The 13,097-nt window shown below is 66.6% G+C and carries 11 protein-coding genes; 5 read left to right on the top strand and 6 right to left on the bottom strand.

The window, feature by feature from the left end; all coding sequences use genetic code 11:
• Nucleotides 1-3: 3 nt before the first annotated feature.
• From mads5 to mads2, 4 genes are read right to left on the bottom strand one after another with little or no spacing between them, the layout of a single operon-like run.
• Nucleotides 4-1,416 carry a methylation-associated defense system restriction endonuclease subunit S MAD5 gene (gene mads5, locus GA0070604_RS24365; RefSeq protein WP_091123167.1) on the bottom strand — a complete coding sequence of 471 codons (1,413 nt, stop codon included), beginning with the start codon at nucleotides 1,414-1,416 and terminating at the stop codon, nucleotides 4-6.
• Complete coding sequence (gene mads4, locus GA0070604_RS24360) at nucleotides 1,413-2,033, bottom strand: methylation-associated defense system protein MAD4 (RefSeq protein ID WP_091123162.1); 621 nt, start codon at nucleotides 2,031-2,033, stop codon at nucleotides 1,413-1,415. The genes mads5 and mads4 overlap by 4 nt, the downstream gene beginning before the upstream one ends.
• Nucleotides 2,030-3,328, bottom strand: a complete 1,299-nt coding sequence (gene mads3, locus GA0070604_RS24355; protein ID WP_091123159.1) for a methylation-associated defense system AAA family ATPase MAD3 — start codon at nucleotides 3,326-3,328, stop codon at nucleotides 2,030-2,032. The genes mads4 and mads3 overlap by 4 nt, the downstream gene beginning before the upstream one ends.
• Nucleotides 3,325-5,403, bottom strand: a complete 2,079-nt coding sequence (gene mads2 / locus GA0070604_RS24350; protein WP_091127379.1) for a methylation-associated defense system DNA methyltransferase MAD2 — start codon at nucleotides 5,401-5,403, stop codon at nucleotides 3,325-3,327. Before mads2 ends, mads3 begins: the two co-directional genes overlap by 4 nt.
• Before the next feature lie 487 nt (nucleotides 5,404-5,890).
• On the opposite strand from mads2, the gene GA0070604_RS24340 reads away from it, so the two are divergent.
• Nucleotides 5,891-6,241 (top strand): type II toxin-antitoxin system RelE/ParE family toxin, encoded by a 351-nt coding sequence (locus tag GA0070604_RS24340; protein ID WP_091123156.1) that lies wholly within the window; start codon nucleotides 5,891-5,893, stop codon nucleotides 6,239-6,241.
• A 3-nt stretch (nucleotides 6,242-6,244) separates the two neighbouring features.
• Nucleotides 6,245-6,544, top strand: a complete 300-nt coding sequence (locus tag GA0070604_RS24335) for a helix-turn-helix domain-containing protein (RefSeq protein ID WP_091123152.1) — start codon at nucleotides 6,245-6,247, stop codon at nucleotides 6,542-6,544.
• Nucleotides 6,545-7,178: 634 nt separating this feature from the next.
• Here GA0070604_RS24335 and GA0070604_RS24330 read toward each other — a convergent pair.
• The gene (locus GA0070604_RS24330; RefSeq protein WP_091123149.1) at nucleotides 7,179-8,336 is read right to left on the bottom strand and encodes a sensor histidine kinase; all 1,158 of its coding nucleotides are present in this window, start codon (nucleotides 8,334-8,336) and stop codon (nucleotides 7,179-7,181) included.
• Nucleotides 8,333-8,989: a response regulator transcription factor gene (locus GA0070604_RS24325; RefSeq protein WP_091123145.1), complete on the bottom strand. Its 657-nt coding sequence runs from the start codon at nucleotides 8,987-8,989 to the stop codon at nucleotides 8,333-8,335. The genes GA0070604_RS24330 and GA0070604_RS24325 overlap by 4 nt, the downstream gene beginning before the upstream one ends.
• Nucleotides 8,990-9,201: 212 nt before the next feature.
• Between GA0070604_RS24325 and dacB the strand changes: the two genes are divergently transcribed.
• The 3 genes from dacB to GA0070604_RS24310 all read left to right on the top strand — a co-directional run bounded on the left by dacB (nucleotide 9,202) and on the right by GA0070604_RS24310 (nucleotide 13,011).
• Entirely contained in the window at nucleotides 9,202-10,692 is a 1,491-nt protein-coding gene (gene dacB, locus GA0070604_RS24320) for a D-alanyl-D-alanine carboxypeptidase/D-alanyl-D-alanine endopeptidase (RefSeq protein ID WP_167363566.1), read from the top strand.
• On the top strand, nucleotides 10,689-11,840 hold the full coding sequence (locus GA0070604_RS24315; RefSeq protein WP_091123139.1) for a serine hydrolase domain-containing protein: 1,152 nt from the start codon (nucleotides 10,689-10,691) through the stop codon (nucleotides 11,838-11,840). Before dacB ends, GA0070604_RS24315 begins: the two co-directional genes overlap by 4 nt.
• A gap of 313 nt (nucleotides 11,841-12,153) precedes the next feature.
• Entirely contained in the window at nucleotides 12,154-13,011 is an 858-nt protein-coding gene (locus tag GA0070604_RS24310; RefSeq protein WP_091123135.1) for a DedA family protein, read from the top strand.
• The last annotated feature ends 86 nt before the right edge of the window (nucleotides 13,012-13,097 follow it).

Genomic DNA, 13,097 nt, shown 5'->3' with positions numbered 1-13,097 from the left:
GAGCTAGCCAGCCGCCTCTCGGACCGCTTGATCGAGCAGAGTCAGAGCTTGATCCTCCCTTCTATCAGCTTCGTCCCGGTCCCGGTAGGCCTGCCGCACAGTCTCCGCAATCCGCTCTCGATCCTCGGGCGTGCACAACGGCACGGGGATCTCCCGCCGCAAAATTGGATGGATATCTTGAGGTCCCGTTCCTTGCAGCATCGATCTAAGAATCCGGAAGGCCGGCTCTGATCGAAGGAATGCGAATAAGTAAGCGCCTGATATGCTTTCTTTTCCAGGTTCGACCCTTAGGAAATGTTGAGTATATGCAAACTTCAGCCAGCTGCCGGTTACCATCATTGCGCGACAGATTAAGCTCGACTCTCCAGGAAGTCCCTGCGATGCCACCATGATCGTCTCGTTGTTGGCGAAGATTCCGTTAGGTGATTGGTCGGCGCTGATCCAACGCCCTTCAGGGCGCGACCAAAATCCATCCTTTTGTCCCACCAGTAGGACGGCACCGGCTTCAGGGAGGCTGTCTATTCTTTTAAACCTAACTCCCGACGCAAGTTTACCTCCGGCGCATACATCTCCCAGTCGGATGCTTTCAACGGAACCGATTCTTTCAGTCAGGGCCTTGGCGCGTGCGTCGTAGTTCGAGGCGCGAAGCGAAGTCGGTCTAACGCGACGTGCGCCGAAGCCAGTAGCGCGAGGCTGCTTGTGCCATGAGTAGTCGACCAGTTCGGGAAGGCCAGAGCTGGTGAAGAGGTCGCGGGTCGCTTCGCGTACGCCGGCTTGGAAGCTTGCGCGCAGCTCAGCGGCTTGCTCGATGAGCTGGTGGATCTGATTCTCGATGTCCGGGTCGAATCGCGGAACCGGAAGCCCGGCGATGTGGTGCGGCTCGATGTGCTGAATGATCGCCCCGTAGGCGGCGCTGGTGATGATCGGCAGGCCGTATCTGCTGCCTAAATAGGCAAACAGGTAGCCAGATGGAATCTTGGCCTTGTCTGGCACTACCCGTAGAACGTGTTCACTGCATGCGAAATCTCGTACGTCCGGGCGTGCGTAGGCGATGCGCCCGACCGTGCCGGAGCGGGTGATCAAGATCCAGCCGGGTTGTATTCTGAGTCGAGGGTTCTCCTCGGCAGCTGATTTGGCGATCAGGGGCAGATAGCTGAAGTCGGCTTCCAGGATGTCGGTGCTGGAAAAGAATGGAATGCCGTGCTCGGGGTCGGTGACCCAGCGCCGGGAGAACCGCCCCGGGTGAAAGATGCCGTCCGGTTGGGCCACCTGGCTCAGTGGTTGAGTGTGCGGTAGGCGTTCGAGGAGTTTCTTGGCCTCGTAGGCGCCGGAGAGGAAGGGCGAGGGATCGAGGCGGAAGCCCTGCTCGGCGAGCCAGGATGAACGGACCGGGTTGTCAGCATTGACGAGCTTCAAGAAGCTTCCTTAAACCATTCGCGTAGAGTGTCGCGAAGTTGACAGAATGCGCGATCCTCGCAGTGCCGTACGGAGATCTTCTGGGCCAGGCGGCCGAAGGCGGCGTTGGATCGGTCGGCCCGGTGGTTCCGGCGGAGGAACTCCAGCGCGGCCTTGGGGTCAGGCGGCTTGCTGGCACCGTCCGGCCAGTGACCGCTGCGCCGTAGCACGTCGCGGAAGTCGGTGCCGCACTTGAATGCCTCGGCGACGTGTGGATTCTCCTGCCACACCCAGGCTTCCAGCTCCGGCTCGATGACGATCACCGCGGAGTGGGACCAGGCGGCTTTCAGTTTCGCCCCGATGTGCTCCCGGATCTGCTCGGGAGTGGGGCTCCCCTCCCAGGCTAGATCGAGCATGGCGACCGCGTGCCGGTGCGACCGTTCGTACGGTTGGAGCAGTTCGGCCGCTCGACCGTAGACGTCGGGGTCACGGAACGGGGCGACGATGAGGTCTTCCCGCGCATCGAAGCGGAAGGGGTTGCAACCGATACTGCGGTGGAATTGTGGCCGCCCGAGAAAGCCTCGCAGCATCTGATCCATGGCGGCGTCGGCGACGAGGAAGACGACGTCCCGCTTCATGCCAGCACCCCGGCGGCGAAGAGGCTGCCCACGTCCAACGACCCGCGCCAGTCGACCAAGCGTGGGTGCCGGTTGCCGCGTACCACGCTGACCCCGTCGTCGGTGTTGAGACGGGCGACGAGGACATCGGCGAGGTCGGTGTGGGCCAGGGCGATCGGTGAGTGGGTGGAGACCCATACCTGTGCCTCGTAGAGCGAACTCAGTGACTGCATCACGGTCTCGATCGCGCGCGGGTGGATGCCGTTCTCAGGTTCCTCGGTGACGATTAACGCCGGCACCGCGTCGGCGGGCAGGTACGGCAGCAGGGTCAACGCCAGGACGCGCAGCGTGCCGTCGGAGAGCCCGGACGACGTGACCTCGTAACCACCGCTGTAGCGGACGGCGAAGTAGGCGTACCGGTCCTCCTCCCGCTCGACCGGGCGGATGCTTTCGACCTGCGGGAGCGCGGTCCGCACGTGGTCGATCCAGGAGGCGAAGCGTTCCGGGTCCGCGCGTTGCAGGTACAGCGCGAGCCATGGGGTGTTGCGGCCGGATGGCATCAGGCGTAGCGGATCGCCCGGCGGAGCAGGCCGGCGCAGCAGATCCCATTCCGGGTCGAAGAAGACGACACCCTCCCCTATCAACTGGGCGAGCCAGAGTGCGGCCGGAAAGAGACCCGGGTCGGGCAACACGGTGGCCAGGGCGAGCTGGGCGGGCGGCACCCGGATCTGCGGGAGCTCGGTTTCGCTCGCGGTGGTCTCGGCGGTCAACCGCGTGGTGCCCCGGCCCTCCCGGGCGATGACCGACTGCCAGTCGGGGTGCCGTAGTTCGCCGTCGTGATCCCGGCCGGGTCGCCCCTGCCCCATCTCTCCTGGCATTGGGCGGTTGCCGTCGGCGGCGAAGAGGAAGAGGTGCTCCTCGGCGACTTCCATGCCGTACCGCGAGACCTCCAAGCCCAGCTCGTAGCGCAGATGAGTGGGGGTGGGCCGGTCCAACCGCGCGAGGCTGGAGCCGGCCAGCACGGCGGTGACCTCCGGCGGGAGCTGAGCTTCGACGGCGAACGCGATGCGGTCACCGGTGCCGTGGTGCAGCAGCTCGGTGGGGGTGCTTGCGCGGACCGACCTCCGCGAGTCGAGCCGTTGTAGGAAGGCGGTGGTGATCCGCCGCTCGTGCAGCATGTCGCCGAGGAGCGGCAACAGGTCGAGCAGGGTAGTCTTGCCGGCACCGTTGGCGCCGGCCAGGACGTGGTATCGGTCGAGGTCGACGCTGAGCGTCGAGAAACACCGATAGTTGTACGCCTCGATTCGCGTGATCATCGCGGCTTGCCCGGCTCGGGATGGTGGCGACGGAAGGCGTGGTACGCCTCAGCGATCTTCGGCAGGTCGTTGTCGATGACCTTCTGTCGTCGCTGGATCACCCGGGTCTCGGTGCGGCCGTCGGGATTCAGCACCTCCTCGGTCTCGACGTACGTCGTGTAGATGATGTCGCCGTTCGGCTTTCGCTCGTAGACCTCGTTGCCGCGACGGTCGACGCCCACCTTCTCGGCTACCGCCATGAAGACCGGGTAATCCTGCTGCACCCCGAGAGTCTGATCCATCCTTTCCTCCGCCGTTTTCTTCTTGAGGAAGAGCAGGGTGGTCAGAATATTGACGTTCGCCTCGACGATGAACGTCTCGACCGGCAGCTCGACGCTGGCCAGCACCCAGCAGTTCGCCAGGATCCACCGCCGGATCGCCTCGTCCGCCGGGCCGGGATTCGACAGGATGCCATTCGGGAGGACGATACCGATCCGCCCCCCGGGCTTGACCCACTCGACCGCGCGTTGGATGAAGAGCTGCTCGGGGGCCATCGGCGGAGCCGCGTCCCGGTCTGCGGCGTTGAGCTGGCCCGTCTCCTTGTTGCGGGACCACGACTTCGCCACCCCGTCGCGGTAGTGATTCAGGACGTCGCCATCGACGATCTTGATATCAGTGCCGAAGGGCGGGTTGGTCATCAACACGTCGATGCTGTTGAGTGGGATGCGACTGCGCGCCTCGGCGAGCCCGTCCAAATGCCCGACCGGGAAGGCGAGCGAGTCCATGTGGTAGATGTTGCCCGGTCCGCCGGTGAGCAGCATGACGTTGAGGTTGGTGGCGCGCACCAGAGAAGGGTCGAAGTCCGCCCCGAAGAGGTATTTCTCGGCGTAGCCGCGGAGCCGGCTGCGATAGGCGGCGAGCTGCTGAGGCGTCTTGGACCGGTTGGCGGTGTCCTCGGCGACCTGCCAACTGACCAGCCGGTGGCGAAGCGTCTCCCGGAGGAAGCCGCCCGTCCCGCAGGCCGGGTCGAAGACCGTCTCGTCCGCCTGCGGATCGAGGATGTCGACCATCAACTGCACAGCTCCCCGGGGGGTGAAGTACTGCCCCCGGTCACCACGCAGATTGGTGCCGACCAGCTCCTGATAGGCGAGCCCCTTGACGTCGATCTCGGTGTCGTCGAGGTCGTAGGCCCCGAGCTCACTGACGATGAAGGCGAGCGCCCGGTCGGAGAGAGTGATCTCGTCCCGTGCAGTGAAGTCGGGGTATTCCTGCTTCACCTCGGCGAAGAGGTCGAGCACCCGCCGTCGGATCTTTCGCCGGCCCTCGTCGTCGTAAGGCTCCTCGGGCAGGGCGTAGAACCGGCGGGCGTTCGGATCACCCTTGCTCACCTGCTCGTCGTGGACCTTGGCGAAGAGAAGGTAGAGGAACTGCCAGAAGGCGGCGTCCTTGGACATGCCCTCGTTGCCGTGAATGTAGTTGTGGCAGCGACGGAAGGCAGTCTTGAGCATGCCCGCTTCGCCTCGACGCAACTTAGCAGCCGAGATCAGGCTATTGGGGCCGGCGAGACTGTCGTTGACCAGCGGCCAACTAGTCATAGGGTGGTAGGTGACCCCGAACCGTTCCTGCTTCTTGTGCAGAAAGAAGTAGTCGACGCCGTTGGCCCACATCCCATACTCGATCTGGAGTGCCAGGTCGTAGCCCATGAGCACTTCCAGCTCTTCCAGGTCGCGCCGGGCCTGCTCATGGGTGCGGATCTTGGTGACCTTGCCGTTCTTCGGGCGCGGCTTGCAGATCACTACCCGCTGCACGTTGTCGGCGGTGTGCGCGGTGCCCGGCCGGAAGATCGCGATGTCCGCGCGGCGGATGCGCCGGCGGCCCTCCTCGGTAAGGGTCGGCACCGGAAAGTCACGGGCCATATCGGCCAGGGGGATCCGGTACTCCCGCCAGAGACCCCGGATGAGCTCCTGCCGGACCTTCTCCTTCTCGGTCTCCTTGACCGCGTCGCCGGTGATCAGGTCGATGATCACGTCCTCAGGCAGCTGGTCGTCGGCGATCGGGACTTGCTGGTCGCCACTACCTACCGCTGCCTGACCCATGTATCGCTCCTCGCCGGTCGCATGCCACATCGGCCTCGCATCCTACGGCCAGCGGCAGACATCAAGGCAGCCGACGGTCCGCCGAGCGGCCGGAGTTGGGTCGGTCACGGGGCGGACAACGCCAGCTCGGTCAGGCCTCATCACGACTGGACGCGATCGTCTTGAGGGCATGATCATGAAGATCACCGGGGAGCCGTCGGTGCGGAGGTTGTTTCGGATCGGCGGCACCGTACCGACAGTTGGAAGGGCCGAGTCAAGGCCATCAAGCAGCGCCCGACGCCCGTGGGCTGGAAATAGTCAGCGGTAGCGGATCACCGGCGACTGTCGCGGTGTGGTTCGCATGGTGGTACCTCCGTCCCACCTACGCCCCTGACCTGGGGTTTCTCAATGCTCTCTGATCGGCATGCGAACCATCGCTGTGGTCGGTGGTTGCTCCGGCTGATGTTGTTGCCTGGTTACGAGCAGTCGTTGGTATAGCATTGTCGCTATGACCTGGGGTGCCGTTGAGCTGGAGCCGGAGGTCGAGAAGTGGCTGGAGAGCCTGCCAACTGCACTGTTTGCCAGGGCGGCGTTCTACGTCGATCTGTTGGCGGAGCAGGGGCCGCTGCTGGGTGAGCCGTACACGAAGCAGCTTGATGGAAAGTTGCGCGAGTTGCGGTTTCACCTGGAGCGGCAGGCGGTGAGGGTCACCTACTGGATCGCGTCCGACAGGCGGATCATCCTGCTGACGGTGTTCCACAAGACGCGCATGCGCGACGAGCGAGAGGTCGACCGGGCGCGTCGGGCGTTGGCTCGGTGTGTTGACGAGGCGCACCGCGTCGAAGAGGAGGAGGGCTAGGCCATGGGTGAACGGGCAGACTGGGCCGCCATGCGCGACCGGCGCATGGCTGAGCCCGGAGCCGCGGAGGCGTACGACGCGGCGCGGCTGGCGTTCGAGCTCGGCCGTGCGGTTCGGGAGCTTCGCGAGCGTCGGGGTTGGAGTCAGGCGCAACTCGCGCACGTATCGGGAATGACCCAGTCGGCGGTTGCCCGGTTCGAGGCGGGAGGGACCGTTCCGACGTTGCCGGTGCTGGAGCGGTTGGCGGCCGCGTTGGATGTGAGCCTCAACGTCAGTTTCGAGCCACGGGACACCGCGGCCTAAGTCCCGGATGGTGCCCGGTGGGGCTTCGATGAGCGTCACCGGGGGCCTCCTTGCGCCCGTGACCTGGTTGAACTCAGTGGTAGCGGGTCACCGGCGATCGTCGCGGTGTGGTTCGCATGGTGGTACCTCCGGCCCACCAACAGCGCGTGAGCTGGGCAAACGTGAAACCGGACGGGCAGTACCCGAACCGTCTTGGCAAACGCGCCGTGAACTGGGAAAACGTGCGTGTCCCGGTCGAGCGGCCGTGGTCGAGCGGCGACCGCCGAGTGGCCCGAGGGACACGGTGATCGGCCGGATCAGCTACGCCTCGGGCTTGGGCCCTGCTCGTGCACGCGGTCCCGGATCGATGCTTCGGCCCGGTGTCTGGCGCTGCACCGTCGCCAGTGGACGGCTGGGCCGACGGGCCGCTGGCACTCGAACCTGCGACCCCTCGCTTGTAGGCGAGTGCTCGACGCCGATGGACGGCTGCGTTGACGGGCTGCTGACACCCTGACTGAGCTGGCACCGCGCCTTATCCGCGGCAGATCCGTGCGCGTGACCTTGGCGTGCAGTCCGGTTGATCAGCACGGCATGTTGATTGAGCCGGGTGAGGTGGCGTCACTGATGGCGCGGTCTCGCGCGGCAGCCCAGAACACTAGCGGAACCGTGTGGGGATACGGATAATTATGCCCAGTCCGCCGGTTTCGGGTGCGTTGCTGGATAGTTGCCCGTGGTGGGCGTTGACGACGGCGCTCACGATGGACAGGCCGAGCCCGGCTCCGCCGTCGATTCGTGGCTGGTTGGCGATTCCTCGGACAAAGGGTTCGAAGATCTGGTTCGCGGTGCCGGGTTCGACGCGCTGGCCCGTGTTGGTGATACTCAGTTGGGCGTGTCCCGCTGCGGTGTCGGTGGTGATGGCGATGCTGCCGCCGGTTTCGTTGTAGCGGATGGCGTTGTCGACGAGGTTGGTGACCATGCGGTCGATCAGGACGGGATCACCCGTGAGTGGGGCGGGGCGCAGGTCGGTGCGCAGCTCGACATGCTGGGTATCCGCCTTTTCCTTTACTGAGTCGATGATCCCGGCCACGACGTCGGCGAGGTCCATGGGGTGTTGCCTGCTGGGCCCGGTGTGGCTGCGGGCCAGGGTGAGCAGGCCGTCGAGGGTGCGTTGGCTGTGTTCGACCGCGGTGCGCACGTCGCCGGCCATGACGAGGAACTCTTCGGTGGAGGGCTGACCGTCGAGGGTTACGTCGATGGCGGTGCGCATGGTGGTCAGGGGTGTGCGCAGTTCGTGGGCGGCGTTGGCGACGAACATGCGCAGACTGTGCAGCAGCTTGTCCCGCTCGGCGATGCCGGACTGGATGCGGTCGAGCATGCCGTTGATGGTTTGGGCCAGCATGGCGAGTTCGTCTGCGGGTGTGGTGACGGGGACCCGTTCGGAGAGGTTCTCCGCCGATAGCCGTTGGGCGGTGTCGGATATGGCGCGGATCGGCCGCAGCACCCGTCCGGCTAGCAGCCAGCCGAGTACGGCCGCGAGCACGGTGACGATCGCGAGCGCTATGAGTGACTGGGTCAGCAGTTGCGAAAGTGTCCCGGCGTGCAGCCGGTCGACGGTCTCCAGGGCCGCGAGGCCATCGGCCGGGACCGGCGACGCGGCATCGGGTGAACCGGTGATAGCGAGCATCCTTGGCCGGTCGTTGAGGTTGCGGCGCATCAGCACGTAGGTAAGCGTGACCAGTACGGCACCGGCGGCAAGGACCAGGCCGGTGTGCAGCAACGCGAGCCGGCTGCGGGCGCTGAGCCGCACCGTCACGGTCCGATCCGGTAGCCGGCGCCGGTCACGGTTTCGATGGCCGGTGGTTCACCGAGCTTGCGGCGCAGCGTGCCGACGGTGATCCGAACGGCGTTGGTGAACGGGTCGGTGTGTTCGTCCCACACCTTGTCCAGCAGGGCCTCGGCGCTGACCACAGCGCCGCCGGCCGCAAGGAGCTGCTCTAGTACGCCGAACTCCTTCGGGGTCAGGTGCAGCAGCCGGCCGCCGCGTTCAGCGGTGCGGCGGGCTGGGTCGAGCAGCAGGTCGGCGGCGCGCAGGACCGGTGGTCGGGCGGTGCCGATGCGCCGGGCCAGGGCGCGCACACGGGCGACGAGTTCGGTGAACGCGAACGGCTTGCCCAGGTAGTCGTCGGCTCCGAGGGTGAGCCCGTCCACGCGGTCTTCGACCGCGCCGGAGGCGGTGAGCATGAGGATGCGTGACGTGCCGCGCTCGGCCAACCGCCGGCAGACGGTGTCCCCGTGGACCACCGGCAGGTCCCGGTCCAGCACGACGACGTCGTACGGGGTGAGGTCGAGCTTGTCGAGGGCGGTCTGGCCGTCCAGGGCGATGTCTACGGCGCAGCCGTGCTTGCGTAGCCCGGCGGCGATGTAGCCGGCCAGTGGCTGTTCGTCTTCGACCAGCAGTACCCGCATCGGCCCAGTTTCCCAGCAGCCACATATGGATTGGGTATGGCTCGATCATCTGCTCCCGATATCCGCCGGCCGGTAGAAGTCATCGCTGTTGCCTACGGAAGGAGATTGCGTTGACGCAGCCATCCAGGAGAGCTGTGCTCGGAATGTTGGGTGCGGTCCCGCTCGCGGCGGGCGGGGTGCTTGCGCCCGGTGGAGCGGCCTACGCCGGATCCGTGAATAGCACGCCGACCGGGTCGGAGCTGGCGGCGGGGATCCAGGCAATCATCGAGCGGCCTGCGTTCGCGGGCTCGCGCTGGGGCATGGCGTTCGCCGCTGCGGACACCGGCGATGTCGTGTATGCGTTGCGCCCGGACGAGTTGTTCGTGGCCGCTTCGTCGTTCAAGGTCTTCGTCGCTGGTACCGCGTTCGAGGCGCTCGGGCCGAATCACCGGTTCCGGACCCGGGTCTACCGAACTGGGCCGGTGGTGCGTGGTGTGCTCCGGGGTGACCTGGTGTTGGTCGCCGGTGGCGACCTGCTGCTGTCGGGCCGTCGCCGGCCGGACGGCACGCTGTACCTGCCGGACCCGGATCCCACCTACCCGGGTGGGGTCCCGTTGCCGGACCCGTTGCGGGAGATCCGTGACCTGGCCGGGCAGGTCGCCGCCGCTGGCGTACGGCGCGTCGAGGGTCAGATCCTGGTGGACGCGTCGCTGTTCCGGGAGGCGCAGGAAGGCGTCTTCATGGGCGATACGCGGATCACGGTGTCGCCGATGATGGTCAACGACCATGTCGTGCACGCCGTCGTGACCCCCGGCGGCGCTGCCGGTGCCTCCGGTATCGTGCGGGCGGTCCCGCAGACCGGCTACCTGCGCTTCGTCAGCCAGGTGACCACGGTGCCGGCATCCGGGCCAGCACGGCCGCTCGCCTTCGGCGACGACGTCACGAACGCCGACGGCAGCCGTACCGTGACGGTCATCGGCGACATCCCGCTGGGTGCCCAACCGCGATTTGTCGCGTACTTCGTGCCGAGCCCGACGCGGTTCGCGGGGACCGTGCTCGCCGAAGCGCTGCACGCCCTGGGCGTAACGGTCGGGGGCGGTATCGAGGCGGCCCCGACCGGGTGGCGGGGTGCCCGACTGGCCGAGCACGTGTCGCCGCCGCTGGCGGAACAGGTGAAGGTCATGCTCAAGGTCAGCTCGAACGTGCACACCGTCACGTTCCCGTATCTGGTGGGCGCGGTCGCGGGCCGCGACAGCGTTACCCCGAAGGCGACCTACGAGCAGTACCTCCGCCAACTGTTCCGCGCGGCCGGGCTCGATCCCGACCTGGCCGGAGCGGCCGAGGGCAGCTACACCGCGAACACCTTCATCCGGTTCCTGACCCACATCAAACGGCGGCCGTACTTCGCGCAGTACCGCCAAGCGCTGCCCATCATGGGCAGCGACGGCTCCATCGCCGGTAACCAGCCGAACTCCCCGGCGGCGGGCCACGTCTTCGCCAAGACCGGCACCGGTGGCCTGGCTACCCCCACCGGCGGTGCCCTGCTCCACAAGGCCCTCGCCGGGTACATCGAGCTGCCGGACCGCCGGTGGCTCACCTTCGCCCAGTTCATGAGACAGGAAACGACGTTCGAGGCTGTCCGCAGCCTTGGCGACCAGGCCCAGGAGGCAATGGCCGAGATCGCCACCGTCATCTACGAAACCCTCGCGAGGAGCCCTCGATGACCCGCCCCATGGCCCGACGAACCGTCCTCGGCGCGCTAGGTGCCGCCTCCTTGGCCGGTACGGCGCTCGTCGCCGCGCCCGGCGCCGCCAATGCCGCACGGCCGAAGGATCTGCGGCCCGGCGGTGCGTACGACCGGTTCGTGGCTGGGCGGGCCGCACAAGACATGTTCTCCGGAACCGTGCTCATCGCTCACCACGGTCAACCGGTGCTGGTGCGCGCCTACGGCATGGCCAACAAGGACCAGTCCATACCGAACCGACCGGACACCGTCTTCTGGCTCGCGTCCATCACGAAAACCTTCACCGCACTCGCGATCGCCCAACTGGTCGAGCAGGGCAAGATGGCGTTCCACGACACCCTCGGCACCCACCTCGACGGCTTCGCCACCGAGGTCGCCGGCACGGTCACGGTCCACCAACTGCTCACCCACACCTCGGGCGTCGGCCGGCCCGCCGTCGGCGGCGGCACCCCACCAGGACTGGACTGGAACAGCTTCGACGAGGTAATGGATGGCACCCTCGCGCTCATCCGGCAGGCGCCGCTGCAGTTCACCCCCGGCACCCGATACGCGTACAGCAACGACGGCTTCTTCGTCCTCGGCGCGATCGTGGCGAAGGTGACCGGACAGTCGTACTTCGACTACATCCGCCAGCATGTCTTCTCACCCGCCGGAATGGCCCACACCGACTTCTACGGCCGACCCCAGGTGCTGGCCAACAACGCCATCGCCCGACCGTACTCGACGCAACGCGACGGCACCCGTGGCGACTTCGCCACCAGCCCGTATGCGCCGTTCAGCACAGGACCGGCGGGCGGCGCCTACTCGACCCTGTCCGACCTGCTCGCTTTCGCCCGCGCGCTGACCGCCGGCAAACTGCTCAACCCCGCGTTCGTCGACCTCATCACCAGCGGAAAGCACGCCCTGCCGCCGTCGGAGCCACCGGCCCAGGTCGAGTTCTACGGGTACGGCTACCTCAACACGATCCTCAACAACCGGCGCATCGTCGGGCACTCGGGCAGCGGCCCCGGCGCAGCCAACCGCCTGGACATCTACCCCGATCTGAACTGGGCCTCCATCGTGCTCAGCAACTACGACACCACAATCAACCCGATCATCCAACTCGAACGCGACCTCATCACCAGATAACCCGGGGGGCCTGCACCGGGCCAACACGGGTAACCAAAGCCCACGGCCCGGTGGCAGGCATACCGAGGATCCATGACTACTCGATCGGTTGGCCCAACCCTGGCGCGAGGACGACGATGCGGGGCGCGACTCGCACCCGCCAGCGATTGTCGGCACACGACGTACCCCTTGGGCAACCGCATCACGACCATCGTCGCGGGAACCGCCGCGACGAGGGGGTGCGGTTTTCCGCACCCCGGCGTTGAGGTCGGCCGGCTGAGGTCGGCGGTCGACCTCATGGTTCGGGCCGAGGTGAGTTCATAGCGTCTTCGGCATGATCAGTTTGTGGCACGCATCGATGCACGCCGGCCTGTTGGCCCAGAAGTCCGATCCGCCGCAGGGTGGTCTGGTTGGGTTGGTGACCGACCTGACGGAGCGGCTCGGCGCCCCCGGCGCCGGCTTGGCGGTCGCGTTGGAGAATCTGTTCCCGCCGATCCCGAGCGAGGTGATCCTGCCGCTGGCGGGGTTCGTCGCCAGTCAGGGCAGGATGAACCTCTTCGCCGCGATTGTGTGGACCACCGTCGGCTCGGTGCTGGGCGCGGTGGCGCTGTACTACGTCGGCGTCGTGTTCGGGCGGGACCGGGTCCGCGCAATCGCGGCGCGGCTGCCGCTGGTGAAGCTGAGCGACATCGACCGGACGGAGGCGTGGTTCGTCCGCCACGGGGTGAAAACCGTCTTCTTTGGCCGGATGATCCCGATTTTTCGTAGCCTGATCTCCATTCCGGCCGGTGTGGAGCGGATGCCGATCGCCACGTTCCTGCTCTACACCACCCTCGGCAGCCTGATCTGGAACACCGTGTTCGTGATGGCCGGCTACCTGCTCGGGGAGAACTGGCCCTCCGTCGAGGCGTATGCCGGGACGTTCCAGAAGATTGTCATCGCGGTCTGCGCGCTCGCTGTGGGGTATTTCGTCGTCTCCCGCCTGATCAGGACGCGTCGGAGGCGGTCGGCGACGGCACACGAAGCGGCGCCGCACGAGCCGGCACTGCTGCGCGCCCCAGTGGCCGAGCCCGAACCGTACCGGCCGGGCACGCGGGTCGAACGGTACGGGCACTCCGGGGTCGCCAACCCGGCCCAGGCCGTACGCGGCACCCTGTACGGAACCCCGCGCCGCGCGGAGGACGGCTGGTGATGCCGACGGCGGGGTCGACACGCAGGTCATGAAAGCCGCCGGTGGTCGATAGGTAGGTTGGGTGGGCGGCCGGGCCACGCGGTGCC

The organism is Micromonospora eburnea, assembly GCF_900090225.1.
Classification (GTDB): Bacteria; Actinomycetota; Actinomycetes; order Mycobacteriales; family Micromonosporaceae; genus Micromonospora; species Micromonospora eburnea.
This window is presented reverse-complemented; position numbering and strand designations above follow the sequence as displayed.